Origin of the sequence: Dactylosporangium sp. CA-139114 (genome assembly GCF_050955725.1) — a bacterium.
Lineage (GTDB): Bacteria > Actinomycetota > Actinomycetes > Mycobacteriales > Micromonosporaceae > Dactylosporangium.
Window position 1 is genome coordinate 9,231,119 of record NZ_CP192080.1, and the last position, 19,589, is coordinate 9,250,707.

Sequence of the window (19,589 nt, forward strand, 5' to 3'; positions counted from 1 at the left end):
GACAGGTCCCTGTCAATAGCCCCGGGCGCACAATGGGTGGGTGAACCCCAGCGACGCCTGCTCGACCTTCCTCGTCCGCCACGCCTGGCTCGCCCTGCGCGGGGTCGTCGCCGAGGCGCTGGTCCCGCACGAGCTGTCGGTGGCGCAGTTCGCGTCGCTGATGCTGCTCGACGAGGCGCCGGGGATGTCCGTGGCCGACGTGGCCCGCAAGGTCTCCACCGCGCGCCAGTCGGCCAACGAGATGCTCGCCGGCCTGGAGCGGGCCGGGCTGGTCGAGCGCCGCCAGCACCCCACCGACCGGCGCTCGCAGCAGATCTTCCTGACCGAGGCCGGGCGGGCGCGGCTCGGCGAGGCGGTGCCGGCCGTCCAGGCCGTCGAGGCCCGCCTGTCCGGCGGGTTCACCGCGGATGAGCTGGCCGTCGTCAACGCCTGGCTCACGCGCATGACCGAGGCCGAGGCCACTGCGAGCGAGGAGATCCCCACGCTCTGAGCTGGACAGCAGTGTGTCCCGCGTCACATTATGGATTGGGCGGGAGGTGCGGCATGGAACTGCTCGGCGGCATTCAAGTCATGCGACACGCCATCCAGACCCCGGTCGGCGACCCGGCGTTCGAGACCCGGGTGAGTCGCGCGGTCGCGCAGCTCAAGGAGGCGTTCGCGGTCCACGTGGAGGAGACGGAGGGGCCCGGCGGGCTCTACGCGGAGATGCTGGACGATGCGCCGCGGCTGGCGCCGTACCTCAGCACCCTCGTGGGCGACCACCGCTCGGTGTGGAGCGCCCTGGACGAGCTCGAGGGGCGGCTGTCGGGCCGGCACCCGGCGGAGGCTGTGCGGCGCGACGCCGACCGGCTCATCCGCGAGGTGTGGCAGCACCGGCAGCGGGGCGCGGATCTGCTCCACGAGGCGTACGAGACGGACCTCGGCGGCGAGACCTGACCGCTCTACAGTCGAGCGATGGGGCAGCGCGTGCTGGTCGTCGATGACGACCCGACCGTCAGCGACGTCGTCCGGCGATACCTGGAGCGGGCCGACTACGGCGTCACGCTGGCCGGGGACGGGCCGGGGGCGTTGGAGGAGTACCGCCGCGAGCGGCCCGACCTCGTCGTGCTCGACCTCATGCTGCCCGGCCTCGACGGGCTCGAGGTGTGCCGGCGGTTGCGGGCCCAGGACCCGGGCCTGCCCATCATCATGCTGACCGCGCTCGGCGAGGAGTCCGACCGGGTGCTCGGGCTCGAGGTCGGCGCCGACGACTACGTCACCAAGCCGTTCTCCCCGCGCGAGCTGGTCCTGCGCGTGCAGTCGGTGCTGCGCCGCGCGGCCCCCGCCCCGGCGACCGGCGAGCTGGCCGACGGCGACCTGCGCGTCGACGTCGCCCGGCGGATCGCGACCCGGCGGGGCGAGGAGCTCGCGCTGACCGTGCGCGAGTTCGACCTGCTGGTGTTCCTCATGCGCAACCCGGGCCGGGTGCTGCGCCGGGCGGAGCTGCTGGAGCAGGTGTGGGGCTGGACCTTCGGCGACCAGTCCACCGTCACCGTCCACATGCGACGCCTGCGGGAGAAGGTCGAGGACGATCCGGCCGAACCGAAGCGGATCCTCACGGTGTGGGGCGTCGGGTACCGGTACGAATATGCGTGACGTCCTCAACACCTTCCTCATGGCGCTGAGCGGCTCCCTGGTCGTCGCGCTGGCGGGCCTGGCCGCGCTGCGAGCGCTGCGCCGCCGCTCGGTGACCGCGCACGTCGTGGTCATCCTGCTCGTCTCGGTGCTCAGCGTCCTCGCCGGCATCCTCGGCGCCGCCATGCGCATGTTCATCTCCGACCACGACCTGCACGTGCTGCTCATCGTCGTCGGCACCGCGGCCAGCGTCTCGCTCGCCGTCGGGCTCTGGTCCGGCCGCCGCCTGGCCCGCGCCAGCATCTGGGAGCGCGAGGCCGAGGCGCGCCGCCGCGAGCTCGTCGCCTGGGTGTCGCACGACCTGCGCACGCCCCTGGCCGGGCTGCGCGCGATGGCCGAGGCGCTCGACGACGGGGTCGTGTCCGATCCCGAGACCGTCGCCGAGTACCACCGCCGCATCAGCGCCGAGACCGACCGCATGGCCGCGCTCGTCGACGACCTGTTCGAGCTGTCCCGGATCAACGCCGGCGCCCTGCGGCTGACCGTGGCCGACGTGCCGCTCGGCGACGTGGTCTCCGACGCCATCGCCTCCGCCGAGCCCCTCGCCACCGCCGGGCACATCAGCATCGTCGCCGAGCCCTCGACCGGCTGGCCGGTGGTGCGCGGCTCGATGCCGGAGCTCTCGCGGGTGGTGAACAACCTCGTGCGCAACGCGATCCGGTACACGCCGCCGGACGGCACCGTGACCGTCACCGGCGGCCAGGACGACGCCGGGGGCTGGCTCGCGGTCAGCGACACCTGCGGCGGCATTGCCGAGGCCGACCTGCCCCGCGTGTTCGACGTGGCGTTCCGGGGGACTCCGGCGCGCACACCCGACAGAAGCGCGGGCGGAGGACTCGGCCTGGCCATCGTGCGCGGGCTGGTCGAGGCCCATCAAGGCACCGTCTCCGCGGCCAACGTGGGCGACGGCTGCCGGTTCGTCGTGCGGCTGCCTAGCGCAGACCGTCCAGGGCGTGCCGGCACGGATCGTCCGGCCGCTCCGGCAGTCGCGGGATGACGTCGAGCAGGACCCGCCGGAGCCGCTCGGTGTTCTCCCCGAAGACCCGGAAGACCTCCTCCTGGGTAACCCCGTGCTCGCCCTCCACCCCGGCGTCGAGGTCGGTGACCAAGGCGATCGAGGTGTAGCAGAGCGCCAGCTCCCGGGCCAGCACCGCCTCCGGGTGCCCGGTCATGTTCACCACCGCGCCGCCGATCGCCGTGAACCACCGCGACTCGGCCCGCGTGGAGAACCGCGGCCCCTCCACCACCACCATCGTGCCGTCCCCGGCCGTGATCCCGTGCTCGGCCGCGACCTTCTTCACCACGTCACGCCCGGTCGCGCAGTAGGGGTCGGCGAAGTTCACGTGCACCGCGCCCTCGTCGTAGAACGTCTGCACCCGCCCCGAGGTCCGGTCGATGAGCTGGTCCGGCACCACGAACGTGCCCGGCCCCAGCTCCGGCCGCAGCCCGCCCACCGCACACGGCGCCAGCACCTGCGACACGCCGATCTCCTTGAGCGCCCACAGGTTCGCCCGATAGGGGATCCGATGCGGCGGGAACCGGTGATCCTTTCCGTGCCGGGGCAGAAACGCGACGCGCCTGTTGTGGACGGTCGCGACCGTGATCGGGTCCGACGGTGGGCCATACGGCGTGTCGACCACGTGTTCCTCGGCGTCGTCGAGGAGTGCGTAGAGCCCCGATCCGCCGATCACGGCGACGTCCGCGAGTGAGGTCACGGAACAGACCCTAACCGGGACGCGCGGGTCAGGCTATGGTGCGAGACATGACCCTCGCACCCCGCTTCGTTGTCTGCTGGTGGGACTGATGTCGATGCCCGGCGAACTGGGTGAGCCCCCCACGGGACGTGGGTCACCGAGACCGAGAAATTCCGGCACCGGCCGGGGCACGTCCAGGCAGCGTCGAGGGAGGGCGATGGAGTCGTTGACCGGGCGGCTGCTGGTGGCGACCCCCGCGCTCCGCGACCCGAACTTCGAGCGCACCGTCGTGCTCGTGGTCGCGCACGAGGAGGGCGGCGCGCTCGGCGTCGTGCTCAACCGCGCCACCGAGGTCCAGGTGGCCGACGTGCTCGGCGGCTGGGGCGCCCTGGCGGGTGAACCCCCGGTCGTCTTCGAGGGCGGCCCGGTCCAGCCCGAGGCCGCGATCTGCCTGGCCCGCACCCGCCCCGGCGTGGAGGACCTGGCCGGCTTCAACCGCGTCTCGGGCGCGGTCGGCACCGTCGACCTCTCGGGCGACCCGGACCTCCTCGTGGCCGGCGTCCTCGGCGTCCGCGTCTTCGCCGGCTACGCGGGCTGGTCCCCGGGCCAGCTCGAACGCGAGATCGAGGGCGGCTCCTGGTTCGTCTTCGACGCCCTCCCCAGCGACGCCTTCGCCCCGCGCCCCGACGACCTGTGGCAGATGGTCCTGCGCCGCCAGGGCGGCCTGATGGCCGCGGTGGCGCACTACCCGGCGGACCCGACGCAGAACTAGGGATACCCGATGTGACCCCCACCCCGGGTGTGTGTACTATTCCGTGAGTGCCCGCGAGAGCGAAGCACAGCATGATGGGGCCGTGGCGCAGCTGGTAGCGCACCACACTGGCAGTGTGGGGGTCAGGGGTTCGAGTCCCCTCGGCTCCACCCATCGATTGGCGCTCCCTGCTCATGGCGGCGGAGCGCCAATCGCGTTTGCGACGGGTGGCATTCCTCGCGCTCCCTTCGGTCGCTCCCCAATGGGGGGCTTCGCCCCACCAAACCCCCCGCGCACCGGCGCACCCTGGCAGCCGAAGAGTTCACGGCGCCGATTCGCGATCCCTGCTCATCGCGGCGGAGCACCAAACGCGTTTGCGACGGGTGGCATTCCTCGCGCTCCCTTCGGTCGCTCCCCAATGGGGGGCTTCGCCCCACCAAACCCCCCGCGCACCGGCGCACCCTGGCAGCCGAAGAGTTCACGGCGCCGATTCGCGATCCCTGCTCATCGCGGCGGAGCACCAAACGCGTTTGCGACGGGTGGCATTCCTCGCGCTCCCTTCGGTCGCTCCCCAATGGGGGGCTTCGCCCCACCAAACCCCCCGCGCACCGGCGCACCCTGGCAGCCGAAGAGTTCACGGCGCCGATTCGCGATCCCTGCTCATCGCGGCGGAGCACCAAACGCGTTTGCGACGGGTGGCATTCCTCGCGCTCCCTTCGGTCGCTCCCCAATGGGGGGCTTCGCCCCACCAAACCCCCCGCGCACCGGCGCACCCTGGCAGCCGAAGAGTTCACGGCGCCGATTCGCGATCCCTGCTCATCGCGGCGGAGCACCAAACGCGTTTGCGATGGGGGGTCGGTTGTTTGGCGCTGTCCGGTTCTTGCGGGTGGTGTTCGGCTCGCTTCGCTTTGCCTTTTCTTTGCTCGGGTTCGTTGGGGGGCTGGCCGTTGCTCCCGCCAGGCACCGCTTGGCGCTTCGCGCCGTTGCTGCCGGGTGCGCGAGGGGGTGCGGTCTTTTTATCGGGCGTTGACCTTGGGTTCGGTTGCGGTTGGGGTTGGGGTCGTGGGGCGGTGGCGGGTTGGGAGGCCCAAAGTCGGGTTGGCCACGGCCCAGGCCGCGCCCCTGCACACCAGCTCCTTGTAGACCGCGGCCAGGCGGCCGGTCAGGACGGCGGGCTTGGACCGGTCGTCGGCGGTCACGTACTGGATGAGGCCGTCCCTGCGGCCCAGGGAGATGCACTGGTTGAAGTAGCGGATCGGGGCGTTCGGGAGCTTGCCGCCGGTCAGTCTCGCGGCGATGGCGTCGGCGGCCTGCCAGGCGGAGGGGGTGCCCGAGGCGCAGGACATGCGCAGGGGCTTGCCGCCCGGGCCCATGGCCATGGCGGCGTCGCCGATGGCGTACACGTCCGGGTGCGAGACCGAGCGCAGGTAGCCGTCCACGACGATCTGGCCGGCCTCGGTCACCTCCAGCGTGGTGTCGGCGGCGATCGGGTGGACCGCGAAGCCGCCGGTCCAGATCGTCACGGCGGCCGGGATGGTGCGGTCGTCGGCGGTGCGGACGGCGTCGGGCTCGACGGCGGTCACCGTGGTGTGCTCGTGGGCCGTGACGCGCAGCTTCCGCAAGACCCGGCGCAGGTGGGCGCGGCCCTTCGGGGAGAGCCAGTCGCCCAGGTCGGAGGTGGTCACCAGGGACACGTCCAGGTCCGGGCGGGACTCGGCGATCTCGGTGGCCGCCTCGATGCCGGTCAGGCCGCCGCCGACGACCACGACCGGGCGGCGGGGTTCGAGGCGCGCCAGGCGTTCGCGCAGGCGGAGGGCGCCGGGGCGGCCGGCGATCTCGTACGCGTGCTCGGCGGCGCCGGGCACACCCCGCGCGTTCCAGGCGCTGCCGAGGGCGTAGAGCAGCGTGTCGTAGCCGAGCTCGCCGCCGGTCGTGCTGACCGTCCGGCGGTCGACGTCCACGGCGGTGACCTTCGCGATGCGCAGGTCGACCCCGGTGCCGGCGAACATCTCGGCCAGCGGGCGGGGCTTGAGGGTCTGGCCGGTCGCGAGCTGGTGGTTGCGGACCCGCTCCACGAAGTCGGGCTCGGCGTTGACGAGGGTGACGGTGGCGTCCTCGCGCCTGAGGCGGCGGGCCAGGCGGCCGGCGGCGATGGCCCCGGCGTATCCGGCGCCCAGGACGACGATGCGGTGCGACATGGTGGGTGCTCCCGTCCAGCGTGGTTTTGCCCTTTGAGCCGGGCGGCCCGCCGTTTCCTGACACCCACGCGCTGTGAAGCACCTCACAGGCGGTCAGAAGACCGTATACAGCGGCTCTCCGTGGTCCTCGGCCGCCCAGGTCGCGGTCGCGCGCTCGAGCTTGTCCGGGTTCACCTGGTTGAGCAGCGCGGCGATGCCGTCCTCGGTCACCTGGAGGCACATGACCCCGACCACGCGGCCGTTCAGGACACCGACGACCGCCGGATCGCCGTTGGCCGTCGCGGCGTAGACCTCGGGCGTGCCGCCGACGGCGGCGCGCTTGCCGGCCCCGGGCCGGAACAGCCCCCACACGAACTTGGCCACCGCCACGGCGCCCTCGAACGCCTTGGCCCGGGCCGGCACCTTCCCGCCGCCGTCGCCGATGCTCACCGCGTCGGCCGTGAGCAGCTTCACGAGCGGCTCGGTCCGGCCGTTGGCCGCCGCGGCCAGGAACTCCTCGACGATCCGCCGCGCCGCGGCCGCGTCGACCTCGGTGCGGGCCCGGCCCTCGGCGACGTGCTGCTTGGCGCGGTGGAAGATCTGCTGGCTGGCGGCCTCGCTGATGTCGAGGAGGCCGGCGATCTCGCGGTGCGGGTAGTCGAACGCCTCGCGCAGCACGTAGACGGCGCGCTCGTTGGGCGAGAGCCGCTCCATGAGGGTGAGCACCGCGAACGAGACGGACTCGCGCTGCTCCGCGGTGTCGGCCGGCCCGAGCATGGGGTCGCCGGCGAGCAGAGGCTCGGGCAGCCACTGCCCGACGTAGGTCTCACGCCGCGCCCGTGCGGAGGTGAGCTGGTTGAGGCAGAGGTTCGTGAGCACCTTGGTGAGCCAGGCCTCGGGCACCTCGATGCGCTCGGGATCGGCCGCCTGCCAGCGCAGGTAGGTCTCCTGCACCACGTCCTCGGCCTCGGCGGCCGAGCCGAGCATCCGGTAGGCGATGGCCTCCAGCCGCCGGCGGGATGCCTCGAACCGCTCCACATCCTCGGCGGCCAGGCTCATGGCCCGATGCTAACCCCACCCCGCCGAACCGCCCGGCGCGGAGCACCCCACCCCCCGCCTCGGGGTTTTCGCGATGAGGGGCTGCTCTGCCACCGCGGAGGTGGCAGCGACGGCGCGCCAGCGCCGAGCGGTGTCTCGCGGGAGGAGCGGTCCGCACCACGGCGGACCCGAGTCATGGCCTTGCATCCGCCCTTGCGTCGCTCTGGGCGCGGCCCATGAGGCGCTCGATCTCGGCCAGTTCCGGCTCGGTCAGCGGGCCGTGCCGCAGCGCGCCGGCGTTCTCCTCGACCTGGGCGACCGTGCGGCAGCCCGGGATCGGGATCGTGCGCGCGTCGAACGCCCACAGCCACGCCAGCGCGCCCTGGGCCAGGGTTCGGCCGTTCGAGGTCAGGATGTCGCGGACGGCGTCGATGCGGGTGAGGAACTCGGGGGTGGGGCGGCCGTCGCGGAAGTACGTCATCCACTCCGGGCTCAGCCCGCGCACGTCGTCGCGCGGCAGTTCCGAGGTCGCCGAGTAGCGCCCGCCGAGCAGCCCCATCGCGAGCGGCCCGCGGATGATGACGGCGAGGTCGTGCTTGGCGGCCACGGGCAGCACCTCGAACGAGCCGCGCAGCACCGAGAGGTCGGCCTGGATCGTGGCGCAGCGCCGCCCCTCGGTCGCGAAGGCGTCGGCGCGCTCGGGGAAGTCGGTGCTCCAGCCGTACGCTCGGATCAGCCCCTGGTCGATGAGCCCCTCGAGCACGGGCACGAGGTCGAGCGCCTCGGGGATCGGGAGGCTGTTGATGTGCAGCTGGTACAGGTCGATGTAGTCGGTGCCGAGCCGCCGCAGCGACTCGCGCACGGAGCGCTCGACGTTCGCGGGCGTACCGTCATCCGGCCCGGTCTGGCGCGTCTGCTCGTCGAAGGTCCCCCCGAACTTGGTGGCGATCACGACCTCGTCGCGCCGCCCCTCGAGCGCGCGGGCGAGGATCTTCTCGCTGTGCCCGGCGCCGTACACGTTCGCGGTGTCGAAGAACGTCACCCCGAGCTCGACCGCGCGGCGAACCGCCCGGATCGACTCGTCGTCGTCGACCTCGCCCCACCCGAGCGGCTGCGCACCGGCCCAGAACGGCCCGCCGATCGCCCAGCAGCCCATGCCGAGCGCACTGACCTCGATACCACTGCGTCCCAGGAATCGCGTATCCATGGTGGCGAGCCTGTCACCTGGAGTGCGCTCCAGGTCAACCGGTACTCGCGACTCTCCTCGACCTAGGCCGTGTGTCAGAAGTGGGTCGTGTAGTGGTGGTGGCGAGTTGACTGGTCGGGCGTGTCGGTGATCGATATGTGGCGAGGTCTCCGGTAGATGGGTTATCGACCAAGACAACCATCTGCACGGAGACCTCGTGGCCAGCGTAGCGGTGACGAGGCGGTTCGACCTGACCGACGCGCAGTGGGCGCTGCTGGAACCGCTGCTGCCCACGGGGAAGAAGTCAGGCCGGCCGCCGAGGTGGAGTAAGCGGCAGCTTATTGACGGGATTCGGTGGCGGATCCGGGTCGGGTCGCCGTGGCGGGACGTGCCGGAGTGCTACGGGCACTGGCGCACGATCTATGGCAGGTACCGGCTGTGGCAGCGCGACGGTACCTGGGCGCGGATCCTGTCGGTGGTGCAGGGCCGCGCCGACGCGGCGGGTCTGATCGGCTGGGACGTGAGCGTGGATTCGACGATCACCCGGGCGCACCAGCACGCCGCCGGTGCCCGCAAGCGGCCCGATCTGCAGGTCGAGCCGCCGGGTGGGGACGGCGCGGCGGAGCCGGGTGATCACGCGCTGGGCCGGTCCCGGGGCGGCTGGACCACGAAGCTGCATCTGGCCTGTGAGCAGGGCCGCAAAGTCCTGGCGCTGGTACTGACTGCCGGGCAGCGCGGGGACAGCCCGCAGTTCACTACGGTGCTGCGCCGGATCCGGGTGGTCCGTGCCGGTGGTGGCCGGCCGCGGGTCCGCCCGGACCGGGTCCTGGCTGACAAGGCGTACAGCAGCCGCGCGAACCGGGAGTACCTGCGGCGGCGGTCGATCCGGTGCGTCATCCCGATCAAAGTTGATCAGGCCGCCCACCGCCGCGCACGCGGTTCGCGGGGCGGTAGGCCACCAGCGTTCGACCTGGTGGCCTACCGGCAGCGCCACGCCGTGGAGTGCGGGATCAACCTGCTCAAAGCCCATCGAGCGGTAGCCACCCGCTACGAAAAGCTCGCCGTGCGGTACGAGACCACCACAACCATCAGCATCATCGACATCTGGCTGCGCCGCCTCGCGAAGCACTTATGACACACGGCCTAGTAGCCATGTGGCTCTCTAGACTCGGCACCGTCGTGCAGTTTCGCCTCGACGGCAACCGCTACGTGGAGTACGGCTCGGTCCCGCTCGAAAATCTCGTTCCCGACCTGAGCTGACGTCATCGGCGTAGTGCGGTTCACGGGCAACTGGACCCGGAAGGTCGATCGCCGTACACAACGGCCGGAGCCCACGATGTCCTCGAGGTTCGTGACGGACGAGCGGAGCGCCTATTAGCTAAGCTGTTAGCTAAGGAGTTCGCAGTGTTCGAAGCAGCCGCGTTCAACATCTACGACGCCAAGACCAACCTCTCGCGGATCATCGACCGCGTTGAGCACGGCGAGGAGATCGTCATCAGCCGGGCCGGCACGCCGGTGGCCAAGGTCGTCCCCTTGAGCCGACGAGTCAACCGCGCCGGCCGCGGCTCGCTCGCCGGTCGCCTGACCATGGATGAGGACTGGGACTCATCCGACGTCAACGACGCGATTGCCCGTGACTTCGGCCTGACGTCGTGAGTCTTCTCCTCGGTACGCACGTCGTCCTGCGGTGGCTCGCCAACGATCCGACCCTGCCCGACGACATCAAGGACCAGCTCGACCACGAGCCGGACGTCTACCTGAGCTCGGCAACCGTCTGGGAAGTGGCAATCAAACAAGCCCACGGCAAGCTCCAGCCACCCGACCTACCCGAGCGCGTCCGGGACGCCGGTTTTCGCCCGTTGCCGAGCACCGCCGAACACGCCATCGTCGCCGGCCGTCTGCCCCTCCTGCACCGCGATCCCTTCGACCGGATGCTCATCGCCCAGGCCCAGGTCGAGGGCCTGACACTGGCCACCCGCGATCCCGAAATCCAGAAGTACGACGTCAGCATCCTTCCGCTCTAGCGCAGGATCCGCGTTATAGCCGCAGGGGTGCGGAAAACACAGGCCCATGCACTCCCGCCCCCTGACGCGACACAACGGGCGAGGCCTGATTCGCTCAGCGTGTGGCCACCGGAGTTGATCTCCAGTGGAGCTGACGATGGCTTACTTGAACCGGGCGATGTGACGGAGTCTCATCCCCCGTCAGATCCGAGCCAGGTTACGACGTCTCTTCCCGGAACCTGTTTTGCCGCCAGCAGCACGTCGAGGGCATCGCCGAGTCGGATGAGTCCGTCCCTGGTCCGCGGATACCGTCGCGCCAAGACAAACATGATCCCGCAGTGAGCGACTCCCTGCGATGCCAGGCGGGCGAAGTCGCTTACGTTTTCCGTGACCACGCATCGGTTGTTCCGCGCGGCCCACGCCAACACGTCCTCATCGGATCTCGATGCGAGGCCAACCTCGATATCCAGCACGGCTACGACGTCGTGGCCGTTGTCGCGGAGCCGCTGAGCCAGCGTGGGTGGATACATTTTCGTCGAGCAGCAGGTTCGTCAGGCTTTCGGTCGCCGCAGAAGGCTCTGCTGGGCCGCCCACAACTGTTCCTCCCGCTCCGCAACGTCCTTGTTGCCTGCTATGCGCTCGTCGATCTCATCCGGGTAGGCGACGTAGTAGCGAAGCGCGATCGCCACTTGCGAGGCACTGAGACCCGTGACAGCGGCAAGTTCCTCGGTGAGCAGGTCCCCGCCCAAGCTGGGATCCTCATCGCGAATCGCGTTCAGCGCGGCGATGACCTCCCAAACGTCCGGACCACCGGACAGCGCGGCTCGGCGCCCGGTTGGACCCGGTCGGAACATGACACCTGGATGCTCGTAGGCCCGAAGAGACTCGTCAATGAACATGTTGGCGACGGAAGACGACGACGAACCTGGATGTTCTTTGACATACCGATCGAGACGGGAGAGCACCCCCTCCTCGAACCGGACCGAGCGCGGAGTCGTCATGACTACATCGTAGCCGTTCGTAGTTGGGGGGGGTCACCATACTGCCGCCCGGCCTGCGAGTCAACTCCGTATCGGAAATTTCTCCGATGGGATGTAGACTCCTCAAGTGGAGAAAATTGAGGTCGACGACGGCACGTACCGCGACTTGTCGCTCATAGCACGGACGGGAGGGTTGACGCACGGGCAAGCCGTCGCCTTCCTCATCGAACAGTTCCACCAGGCATCTCGAGCCACAGACGCTGGCCGGACAGCGCCAGACGGTGTGCCGGTCTACGCGACATATCAGGGTCAACGCGTGGAAGGGGTATTCGACGCCACAACCGGCGGCCTGACCGTGACATCGACACCACTGGCTGGAGCATGGTTTCGCTCCCCCAGCGGCGCCGCGAAGGCTGTCGTCTCAGCGCTCAAGCCTGGCGTGACCCCAAATCGCAGCGGCTACGACTTCTGGTTCGTTGCCAGCACCGGCAAGACCCTTGCCTCAATCCGCACGACAGCTCGCCGGTGACCTGCGACATGACCTTTCAACACCAAGGCGGCCGGCCTGCTGGCCGACCGCCTTGATCACTGTGGACGTGACGATGGACTACTTGAACCCACCGGCGGGCTCCGCATCAGAGTCCTCCTGACCGCCGACCGATGTCTTCACCGGGGTACCGCCGCTCGGCTCTGGCCCATCCTGAGATGAGATGGCGGTTGAGCTGAGCGCCGCCGGCACGGGTTCAACGATGACCGCCTCCTCGGGCGAGCGAAGCTTCGGAGGCGTCGGCATCCAGGGCTTGAGATTCTGGATCACGTCCTCGTAAAAGGAATCGATTGCCTCCAGCACCGAATCGACGAAGGCGCCCCGGCCGGTTCCACGCTTCGTGCCGGCCGGGGAGTTCTGAGCGACGCGGAACGCACGTAGGTCCTTGGCAGGGTCGGCGACCAGCACGGACGGGTTCTCACGCACGGTGCGGAGGAGTTCGGCCTTGCCGGGGCCACGCGCGTGCATCACATAGGACTCCAGCCTGAGCGTTTCCGGGGCATTCCTCAGCTGCCGCGTCAGCCAGTTCACCTTGGTGGTCATCCGACCCTCGCGCGGCGCCTCCAGGTCAACATGACAAATGATCTTGCCGGCTCGCAGGTCGGCCGTAATGTAGAGGTTCCCGACTGCGCCGGGAATACGCAGGCCGGCGGTCATCGTGCCGGTCGCGGCCAGCTGGCCGACCAGAGCCTGCGTGCGCAGTGGCGGTTCTGCCGCCTCACGTCGCGTCAGGGCGGGCACGACCTCGATGCCCAACTGCCGACCGAGCCGCAGCCCGGCGTATCGAACCAGTGCGTCGAATCTTCCGGCAACCTGGGGGACCGTCGCGTCGGTAGGCCGAAGCGTCCCCGCGCTCACCGACTCGCGTACTGAGACCCATGCCGGCCCCATGTCGCTGAACTCCATGGCGCCCGACTTGGGATGCTCCAGATAGCGAATCAGCTCTCCTAGGATCCATGCCTGGTCCGGATCGGCGACACCCCGATACTCCTTCTGCATGACCGCCGTGGTGAGCACCTCAGACCACGGAAGGTGGTACAACGCAACTTTCTTCAGCTTCCGCTTGTCGACGAGCGTCGGATGTTGGCCAGGAATCGGGGGAATTTCGTTCGAAATCGTAATGACTGCATCGAAGCCTTGTTCCCGGGCGATGTCGAGGTAGCTCTCGATCTGCTGCGGCTCCAGCTCATTGGCTCCGGTCTTCACCTCGACCAGCGCGGTCCACTGGCGCCCTCCCCGCGTCACCCGAATCAGCCCGTCGGGGAAGAGTTGCCGGTCGCCGAGCTTGAACGGAACCTCGATGTACGTCTGCACCACGCCCGCCGGAGCGCCCAACGGCTGCGTGAGCACACGGCCGAACTCCCGCACCGCGCTGATGACGGCCAACAATGCCGACGTCGCTCGCCGTTCCTGCTCCGCCGCGCCATTGATGCCAGAGGTCGGAATGAGTCGGGCAGCGAGCCACGTTTCTTGAGACACGGCAACTCCTCGCGGGTGAGTGGTTACCGTAAGCTACATCCAATTCCGCCGACGAAACGGGTGGATCGAGTTAGCAAGGGAATATCGAATTTAGTCTGTCCGTCGGCTCCCAGCAGCGGATCGCACGATGCATTCCGGACCAGAAGCACCCCCACAACCCGGGAGAACGGACACGTCACGCAGACGGACAGCGCCGGTCGAACCAGGCACCGCCCATCCGCCTCGGCTGTCGCGATCCAGGCAGCGTCGACATCACCGCTGGACACGGCCTGCTCGGATCGGAGGCAACGCTCGCCTACTTGAACCCGCTCATGTGAGGTTCCGAGACACTCGGCGCAGCAGGACGTTCGTGTCGAGATCGAACGCGAACGGTTCCCGGACGTGGAGCACGTCTCCAGCCTCGGCCACCGCATGCTCCACGTAGTGGGCCCCGTCGAGCCGAAACAACCGCAGCATGATCGAGCCGGGCGGCTCCTGCTCGACCAGCAGGTACAGGCCGATCCCTGCGGCGGCATACAGTTGCATCTTCACCAGCCGATCGGCGCCGGCGTTGCCGGGCGACACGACCTCCACGACCAACAGCACATCGGGTGCGTCGATCACGACGCCGTCCTCATCAGTGTCGGCCACGACAAGGTCGGGAATCATGATCCGGCCCATATGCAGCCGGACATTGACCGCCTCCAACGCAAGTAGCCCCGCCGCGGAAGCCGCGTTGTCGAGCTCGACAAACAACAGCGACGAGAGTCGTTGGTGCCGCTTGCTCGGCGCCGGGCTCACCAACAAGCTCCCGTCGAGCAGCTCGATCCGATCCACCGTCTCGCCGAGCGCAAGGTATTCGTCCTCACCCCATGGCCCTTCGTGCTCAAGCACCGCAACGCTCATCAGCTGCTTCACCTCCCGACGGCTGCTGCCACAAGCCTGCCATGCCAACCGGCCACCGGCGACGCGCACGCCCTCAAGACACACGCCGACACCTTACAGCAATGGGGACATGGCCATAACTGGACATGATTGGGGAGCCGCGCCGCCCCGCCCGCGAATCCCCGTCGCGGCAGTCCTCAGGCCGACCGGTCAACGAAAGCGGCGACCCCGCCTTGTGGCGGGGCCGCCGGAGTTGATCTCCAGTGGAGGTGACGACGGCTTACTTGAAGCCGGCGATGTGACGGAGTCTCATCGTTGGTGACCTTCCCCGTCAGATCCGAGCCAGGAGCGTGGTTTCGCTCCCCCAGCGGCGCCGCGAAGGCTGTCGTCTCAGCGCTCAAGCCTGGCGTTACCCCAAATCGCAGCGGCTACGACTTCTGGTTCGTTGCCAGCACCGGCAAGACCCTTGCCTCAATCCGCACGACAGCTCGCCGGTGACCTGCGACATGACCTTTCAACACCAAGGCGGCCAGCCTGCTGGCCGACCGCCTTGATCTTTGTGGAGGTGCCGGGAATCGAACCCGGGTCCTTCGTCGCTTTGTTAGGGCTTCTCCGAGCGCAGCTCGCTATGCCTCTACTCGGCCTCACCAATCACGCGAGCGAGTTGGTGTGACAGGCCCAGTCACAATTGATCTCACCGCACGAGCCCCGTGACCGGGCTCGATTGGCCAGCCTTCTAGCTGATGCCGGTTACTGGGCCGAAGGCAATCCCAGACCGACAGATCTCGGCCCTGGCTTAGGCAGCGAGGGCGAGATCGGAGCGCTTGTATTCGGCGCTTATAACTTTCCGACGACTGATTCACGAGACAACGTCGGCTTCCTCGGCTCGCTTCCCCTATCGCTACAAACAAAGTCGAAACCAGTCACCCCCGCGCGGGTGGTGTTGGCTGCCGCACCACCAACGGTGCGACGGATCAAGCGTAGCGCCTTCCCGCCACAACTTCATCCCGGTATGGCGGAGCACGTCTGGTGGTCGATCGTGCAGGTGAAGGGCTCGTTGCGGACGCCGAGGCCGTTGACGTCGAAGCGGACCGTGGCCGTGGCGCCGGGCTTCAGCCTGCGGGTCTCGTCGACCGGGGTGAAGGAGATGCGGCCCTGGGAGCGGGTCATGACGGCGCCGGAGACGTTGCTCACGTCCAGGTCCAACAGGGGGAGCTGGATGATCAGCACCCAGCCGTCGGCGGTGGCCGTGGTCGTGGCGGGGTTGGTGATGGTGACCGTCACACGGTACGAGGTCAGGGTCAGGTTCTCGGTCTTGTACCCGGCCGTGAGCTGGGCCGGGGCCGCCAACGCCGACGCCGGCGGCGTGAGCGAGGGGGTCGGCGGCGCGGACGGGGCGCGCGAGGCGGCCGGCACGATCGGGTCGGAGGTCGCGCGGGTCGGGGGCGCCACCGCGGCCGGCATCGTGGCCTGGTCTGGGCCCTCGCTCGCGCCGCCGGTCTGCGGTGGGCCGGCCGGGTGCAGGGCGGTCGCCTTGCCGATGAGGATGGCGGCCATCGCCAGCAGGAGCAGGACCGCCGCGCTCGTCGCGACCGCCTGACTGCGGCGGTCGGCGGACCAGTCGCGGGCCCCCACCAGCCGGTGCCACGCCGCGCGTACGGCCGGGCTGACGCGGGCGGCGAGCGTCGTCCGGCGCGACGGGGCCGGGGCGGCGGTCGCGGGGTCGGCGACCGTGGGAGCGGCGGCGGTGACCGGGGCGACACCGGTGGCCCGTGCGGTCAGCACGGCCGCGGCGAAACCCGGCACGGACGTGGTCGGGCGCGGGCCCGCCGTCGAGCGCATACGCGAGCTCAGGCCGGGCGCCGAGCGGCTCGGGGCGTTGCGCTGGCCGGGGAGGCGGTTGAACACCGATCCGCCGTCGTTGCGCCGCGGTGTCGTCGGCGGGTCGGGCGCCGGGGTCGCGGGCTCCGGGGCGGCGGCGAGCTTGGCCAGGGTGGCGGCCAGCGGGCCGTCGAAGAGGGTGGTGTACGTCGTGAGCAGTACCCGCCGCCGCATCGTCCCCTGAGGCCCCAGGAACCCGCTCTGGGTCATCGTGAGCCGGGTGCCGTCCTCGCGCTCGTGCAACGTCACCGCGACCACGGTGTGCAGGTTGGCGGCCTCCCAGCGCATCACGAGCCGGTGCGGCGCCTCGACCTTGACGATCTGGCCCTCGATCGGGTCCTCGAGGCCGGCGAGATCGGGCGCCTGGAACGTGAAGGTGCCGTCGTCGCGGACCATGAACCGGCTCGTCGGGAGCCAGTCGGTGACGAGCTGAGCCTCGGTGAACGCGCGCCACACCACGGCAGGTGGCTGCTCGAGGTCAGCGTCGACCCGAATCTCGGTCACGCTGGGACTATATGGCTTTCACGCATTGCTTGCATTACCGCGGCGAAGTACTCACGCGCGGGAGGTCCTTTACTCTGCGCTGCCCTTGCCCCGGCGCCCCATAACGCGAGCGATCTCGCGCTCGGCGTCGCGTTTGGCCAGCGTCTGGCGCTTGTCGTAGGCCTTCTTACCGCGCGCGAGGGCGAGCTCGACCTTCGCCCATCCGTCGGCGAAGTAGACCGACAGCGGCACCAGAGTCAGGCCGCTTTCGCGGACCTTGACCCCGATCCGGTCGATTTCCTGCCGCTTCAGCAGCAGTTTCCGGATCCGACGGGGTGGATGGTTGGTCCAGGTGCCCATCGTGTATTCCGGCACGTGCATCGCGTGCAGATAGATCTCGCGATCGGAGATCTGCCCGAACGCGTCCACGAGCGAGCAACGCCCGGCGCGCAGCGACTTGACCTCGGTGCCCGTCAACGCGATCCCGGCCTCGAACGTCTCGAGGATCTCGTAGTCGTGACGCGCCTTCCGGTTGGACGCGACGAGCTTGCGCCCCTTTTCGCGCGGCATCGACCCCTCCTGAGTTGCTCGATCGAAGAGAAGCGTAGCGCGCCCGGCAAGACCATTTCGGCCACGCGGCCGCAAACGCGCCGCCACCGCCCATCGCACGGCGCCGGCCCACCCGGCCGCACGCGGCACCCGCAAAGGGCGAAGTCCATGACTCGGGTCCGCCGTGGTGCGGACCGTTCCTCCCGCGAGACACCGCTCGGCGCTGGCGCGCCGACGCTGCCACCTCCGCGTCTGGTCGCGCACCCCAGATCTCCGCGAGCGCGACGGCCCCGACCCCCCCGGCGAGACCCCGCCCGGCACCGCCGGCACCTCCGCGTCGGCAGCACACCGCCCGATCTCCGCGAGTCCAGCAGCACCCGATCCTCCCGCGACGCACCGCTCCCCCGGCGAGCCAAAGCTGCCACCTCCGCGGCTGGTTGCGGACCCGATCCTCCGCAAGGCACCGCTCCGCGCCGGCGAGCCAAAGCTGCCATCTCCGCGGCTGCTCGCCCACCCGATCCTCCCGCGACGCACCGCTCCGCGCCGACGCGCCGAAACTGCCACCTCCGCGGCTGGTCGCGCACCCACCGTGAGCACACAGCGACTCCGAAGCGCACGTGATCTTCTGTGCGCCACCGCGAGCCTGTTTATCCCCCGTCAGGCGATAAAAGCGAAATGTCCGGCGCGCCAGCGCCGGACATTTCGCACTAATCGGCCCAGGCTCAGCAGAGGCACCCCGGCAGCCAGGTCAGGGGCTGGACCGGGCTCCCGTTGAGTCGCACCTCGAAGTGCAGGTGGTACCCGGTCGACGCCCCCGTGGTGCCGACACGGCCGATCAGTTCACCGCGGCTCACGCGCTCGCCGACGTGCACGAGGATCGCGGACTGGTGGGCGTAGCAGGTCGCGAGCCCCTTGCCCTGGTAGAGACCGTGCGAGATGCAGGTGTAGTTGCCGTTGCCGCCCGACGGGCCCGCGCGCACCACCACGCCGTCCGCCGCCGCGACGATGGGCTGGCCTCCGCCCGCCGCGATGTCGACGCCCGCGTGGAGCTGGTAGACCTTGTACACCGGGTCGAACCGCATCCCGAAGTTGCTCGACTTCCAGCCGTGCACCGGCATCAGGAAGAAGGCCCCGGTCTTCGGGCCGACGACGGTGGTCGGCGCGGCGTTGTTGCCTGTGCCGCCGCCCGAGCGCTGCTTCGCCTTCCGGGCCTCCGCCTGCGCCTCGGCCCGCAGCTGCTCAGCGACCTTGTCGCTTTCGACCTTGAGCGCCTCGTAGCGGGCGAGCACCGCACTGCGCTCCGCGTTCGCGGTCGCCTCGGCCGCCGCGCTGGTGTCGAGCAGCTGCTGCACGTCGGCGGCCGCCCGCTCCGCCCCGGCCTGAGCCGCCTGCGACTCGGCGAGGCTGTGCCGGGCGGCATCCGCGGCCTCCTGAGCGCGGCGCAGCGCGAGCACCGCGGTGTCGCTGCGCTTCTTCGCGTCCATCCGAGCCGCGGTGAGCTCGTCGACGGCCGCCTGGTTCTCCTCGGCGACGTGGTTGAGGTACTCGATGCGCAGCGCTAGATCCGTCGGGCCCCCGGAGTCGAGCACCGAGTTGACCATGGCGAAGCCGCCGCCCTTGTACGCGGCCGCCACGAAGACGGACACGTCCTGGCGGGCCTTGTCGACCTGCCGCTTGGCCTCGGCGTACCCGGCGTCGGCCTCCTGGGCGGCGGCGTCGGCGGCGGTGCGGTCGCGCTCGGCCTGCCGTACCGCCGCATCGGCCGCGATCACGCGCCCCTTGGCGTCGGCCAGGCTCTGCTGGGCGCCCGGGAGCGCCGCCTGCGCGCGATCGTGGTCGGCCGCGGCCTGCTGGGCCTTGTCGGTGGCCGCCTCGAGCGTGGCCTGCGTCTCCTGCAACTGCTTGTCGAGCCGAGCCTTGTCATCGCCGGCGTCCGCGTGTGCGACGGAGCCCGGGCCGAGCAGCATGAGCACGACGCCGAACGCGGCGACGATCCGGATTCGGTTCACGGAAGCAACCCTCCAGTACCACTTGAGGGTTACCGTACGCAGGAAAAAGCTCGTAAGTCCGGAATTTCGGTTAAATGCACCTATCGTGGCGACCCAACGTGAATGCCCTATCGCGAACGCACTCGCCGCCGGCTCCGACACCGACGACCGCGGCCGGCGAGGACCGACACAGGCGTGGACCGACACACTTGCGGCGCACGGCATCGCACACGTTGCCGAGGCGTAGACGCCGCCACGCGCGGCCGACTCCCGCGCGAACGCCCTGCGCTCGGGG

20 protein-coding genes, 1 tRNA gene and 1 other RNA gene are annotated in these 19,589 nt (G+C 69.9%); 10 read left to right on the forward strand and 12 right to left on the reverse strand.

Annotated features, from left to right (window positions below):
- Positions 1–40 precede the first annotated feature (40 nt).
- From ACQP2P_RS41455 to ACQP2P_RS41470, 4 genes are all read left to right on the forward strand, one after another.
- Positions 41–490 carry a MarR family winged helix-turn-helix transcriptional regulator gene (locus ACQP2P_RS41455; protein ID WP_433610506.1) on the forward strand — a complete coding sequence of 150 codons (450 nt, stop codon included), beginning with the start codon at positions 41–43 and terminating at the stop codon, positions 488–490.
- An 80-nt stretch (positions 491–570) separates the two neighbouring features.
- Positions 571–936 carry a hypothetical protein gene (locus ACQP2P_RS41460; RefSeq protein ID WP_433610508.1) on the forward strand — a complete coding sequence of 122 codons (366 nt, stop codon included), beginning with the start codon at positions 571–573 and terminating at the stop codon, positions 934–936.
- 18 nt (positions 937–954) lie between these two features.
- The gene (locus ACQP2P_RS41465; protein ID WP_433610510.1) at positions 955–1,635 is read left to right on the forward strand and encodes a response regulator transcription factor; all 681 of its coding nucleotides are present in this window, start codon (positions 955–957) and stop codon (positions 1,633–1,635) included.
- A complete protein-coding gene (locus ACQP2P_RS41470) occupies positions 1,628–2,671 on the forward strand; it encodes a sensor histidine kinase (protein WP_433610512.1) in 1,044 nt (347 codons plus the stop codon). Before ACQP2P_RS41465 ends, ACQP2P_RS41470 begins: the two co-directional genes overlap by 8 nt.
- Here ACQP2P_RS41470 and ACQP2P_RS41475 read toward each other — a convergent pair.
- Positions 2,607–3,365, reverse strand: a complete 759-nt coding sequence (locus tag ACQP2P_RS41475; RefSeq protein ID WP_433619496.1) for an S-methyl-5'-thioadenosine phosphorylase — start codon at positions 3,363–3,365, stop codon at positions 2,607–2,609. The genes ACQP2P_RS41470 and ACQP2P_RS41475 overlap by 65 nt on opposite strands.
- 220 nt (positions 3,366–3,585) lie before the next feature.
- On the opposite strand from ACQP2P_RS41475, the gene ACQP2P_RS41480 reads away from it, so the two are divergent.
- Both ACQP2P_RS41480 and ACQP2P_RS41485 read left to right on the forward strand, forming a co-directional pair.
- On the forward strand, positions 3,586–4,140 hold the full coding sequence (locus ACQP2P_RS41480; RefSeq protein ID WP_344619484.1) for a YqgE/AlgH family protein: 555 nt from the start codon (positions 3,586–3,588) through the stop codon (positions 4,138–4,140).
- A gap of 76 nt (positions 4,141–4,216) precedes the next feature.
- Positions 4,217–4,289, forward strand: a tRNA-Ala gene (locus ACQP2P_RS41485).
- Positions 4,290–5,135: 846 nt separating this feature from the next.
- Here the strand turns inward: ACQP2P_RS41485 and ACQP2P_RS41490 are convergent.
- The 3 genes from ACQP2P_RS41490 to ACQP2P_RS41500 form a co-directional block, all read right to left on the reverse strand.
- The gene (locus ACQP2P_RS41490) at positions 5,136–6,317 is read right to left on the reverse strand and encodes an NAD(P)/FAD-dependent oxidoreductase (protein ID WP_433610515.1); all 1,182 of its coding nucleotides are present in this window, start codon (positions 6,315–6,317) and stop codon (positions 5,136–5,138) included.
- 93 nt (positions 6,318–6,410) lie between these two features.
- Entirely contained in the window at positions 6,411–7,355 is a 945-nt protein-coding gene (locus ACQP2P_RS41495; RefSeq protein ID WP_433610517.1) for an RNA polymerase sigma-70 factor, read from the reverse strand.
- A gap of 172 nt (positions 7,356–7,527) precedes the next feature.
- Positions 7,528–8,541, reverse strand: coding sequence for an aldo/keto reductase (locus tag ACQP2P_RS41500; protein ID WP_433610519.1), 1,014 nt, complete (start codon positions 8,539–8,541; stop codon positions 7,528–7,530).
- A gap of 196 nt (positions 8,542–8,737) precedes the next feature.
- On the opposite strand from ACQP2P_RS41500, the gene ACQP2P_RS41505 reads away from it, so the two are divergent.
- The 3 genes from ACQP2P_RS41505 (at position 8,738) to ACQP2P_RS41515 (ending at position 10,544) form a co-directional block, all read left to right on the forward strand.
- Positions 8,738–9,655, forward strand: coding sequence for an IS5 family transposase (locus ACQP2P_RS41505; RefSeq protein ID WP_433604667.1), 918 nt, complete (start codon positions 8,738–8,740; stop codon positions 9,653–9,655).
- Positions 9,656–9,924: 269 nt separating this feature from the next.
- The gene (locus ACQP2P_RS41510) at positions 9,925–10,176 is read left to right on the forward strand and encodes a type II toxin-antitoxin system Phd/YefM family antitoxin (protein ID WP_433610521.1); all 252 of its coding nucleotides are present in this window, start codon (positions 9,925–9,927) and stop codon (positions 10,174–10,176) included.
- Positions 10,173–10,544 (forward strand): type II toxin-antitoxin system VapC family toxin, encoded by a 372-nt coding sequence (locus ACQP2P_RS41515; RefSeq protein WP_433610523.1) that lies wholly within the window; start codon positions 10,173–10,175, stop codon positions 10,542–10,544. Before ACQP2P_RS41510 ends, ACQP2P_RS41515 begins: the two co-directional genes overlap by 4 nt.
- Before the next feature lie 170 nt (positions 10,545–10,714).
- Here ACQP2P_RS41515 and ACQP2P_RS41520 read toward each other — a convergent pair whose 3' ends face one another.
- Together ACQP2P_RS41520 and ACQP2P_RS41525 are read right to left on the reverse strand one after the other, a co-directional pair.
- On the reverse strand, positions 10,715–11,053 hold the full coding sequence (locus ACQP2P_RS41520) for a DUF5615 family PIN-like protein (RefSeq protein ID WP_433610525.1): 339 nt from the start codon (positions 11,051–11,053) through the stop codon (positions 10,715–10,717).
- 21 nt (positions 11,054–11,074) lie between these two features.
- The gene (locus tag ACQP2P_RS41525; protein ID WP_433610527.1) at positions 11,075–11,524 is read right to left on the reverse strand and encodes a hypothetical protein; all 450 of its coding nucleotides are present in this window, start codon (positions 11,522–11,524) and stop codon (positions 11,075–11,077) included.
- Positions 11,525–11,630: 106 nt separating this feature from the next.
- On the opposite strand from ACQP2P_RS41525, the gene ACQP2P_RS41530 reads away from it, so the two are divergent.
- Positions 11,631–12,032, forward strand: coding sequence for a hypothetical protein (locus ACQP2P_RS41530; RefSeq protein ID WP_433610529.1), 402 nt, complete (start codon positions 11,631–11,633; stop codon positions 12,030–12,032).
- A gap of 78 nt (positions 12,033–12,110) precedes the next feature.
- On the opposite strand, the gene ACQP2P_RS41535 is transcribed toward ACQP2P_RS41530, so the two are convergent.
- From ACQP2P_RS41535 to ACQP2P_RS41560, 6 genes are all read right to left on the reverse strand, one after another.
- Entirely contained in the window at positions 12,111–13,529 is a 1,419-nt protein-coding gene (locus ACQP2P_RS41535) for a stress response protein (RefSeq protein WP_433610531.1), read from the reverse strand.
- A 309-nt stretch (positions 13,530–13,838) separates the two neighbouring features.
- Positions 13,839–14,414 carry a Uma2 family endonuclease gene (locus ACQP2P_RS41540; protein WP_433619498.1) on the reverse strand — a complete coding sequence of 192 codons (576 nt, stop codon included), beginning with the start codon at positions 14,412–14,414 and terminating at the stop codon, positions 13,839–13,841.
- Between the two features lie 536 nt (positions 14,415–14,950).
- Positions 14,951–15,324, reverse strand: a transfer-messenger RNA (tmRNA) gene (ssrA, locus tag ACQP2P_RS41545).
- A gap of 71 nt (positions 15,325–15,395) precedes the next feature.
- Positions 15,396–16,778 (reverse strand): SRPBCC domain-containing protein, encoded by a 1,383-nt coding sequence (locus ACQP2P_RS41550; RefSeq protein WP_433610533.1) that lies wholly within the window; start codon positions 16,776–16,778, stop codon positions 15,396–15,398.
- 69 nt (positions 16,779–16,847) lie between these two features.
- Positions 16,848–17,327 (reverse strand): SsrA-binding protein SmpB, encoded by a 480-nt coding sequence (smpB, locus tag ACQP2P_RS41555; protein WP_433610535.1) that lies wholly within the window; start codon positions 17,325–17,327, stop codon positions 16,848–16,850.
- A 701-nt stretch (positions 17,328–18,028) separates the two neighbouring features.
- Positions 18,029–19,315, reverse strand: coding sequence for a peptidoglycan DD-metalloendopeptidase family protein (locus tag ACQP2P_RS41560; RefSeq protein WP_433610537.1), 1,287 nt, complete (start codon positions 19,313–19,315; stop codon positions 18,029–18,031).
- Between the last annotated feature and the right edge of the window lie 274 nt (positions 19,316–19,589).

Coding starts and splice junctions, on each gene's coding strand:
- ACQP2P_RS41465 (WP_433610510.1), top strand. CDS start 955: ATGGGGCAGCGCGTGCTGGTCGTCGATGACGACCCGACCGTCAGCGAC.
- ACQP2P_RS41480 (WP_344619484.1), top strand. CDS start 3,586: ATGGAGTCGTTGACCGGGCGGCTGCTGGTGGCGACCCCCGCGCTCCGC.
- ACQP2P_RS41470 (WP_433610512.1), top strand. CDS start 1,628: ATGCGTGACGTCCTCAACACCTTCCTCATGGCGCTGAGCGGCTCCCTG.
- ACQP2P_RS41500 (WP_433610519.1), bottom strand. CDS start 8,541: ATGGATACGCGATTCCTGGGACGCAGTGGTATCGAGGTCAGTGCGCTC.
- ACQP2P_RS41495 (WP_433610517.1), bottom strand. CDS start 7,355: ATGAGCCTGGCCGCCGAGGATGTGGAGCGGTTCGAGGCATCCCGCCGG.
- ACQP2P_RS41540 (WP_433619498.1), bottom strand. CDS start 14,414: ATGAGCGTTGCGGTGCTTGAGCACGAAGGGCCATGGGGTGAGGACGAA.
- ACQP2P_RS41525 (WP_433610527.1), bottom strand. CDS start 11,524: ATGACGACTCCGCGCTCGGTCCGGTTCGAGGAGGGGGTGCTCTCCCGT.
- ACQP2P_RS41520 (WP_433610525.1), bottom strand. CDS start 11,053: ATGTATCCACCCACGCTGGCTCAGCGGCTCCGCGACAACGGCCACGAC.
- ACQP2P_RS41460 (WP_433610508.1), top strand. CDS start 571: ATGCGACACGCCATCCAGACCCCGGTCGGCGACCCGGCGTTCGAGACC.
- smpB (WP_433610535.1), bottom strand. CDS start 17,327: ATGCCGCGCGAAAAGGGGCGCAAGCTCGTCGCGTCCAACCGGAAGGCG.
- ACQP2P_RS41490 (WP_433610515.1), bottom strand. CDS start 6,317: ATGTCGCACCGCATCGTCGTCCTGGGCGCCGGATACGCCGGGGCCATC.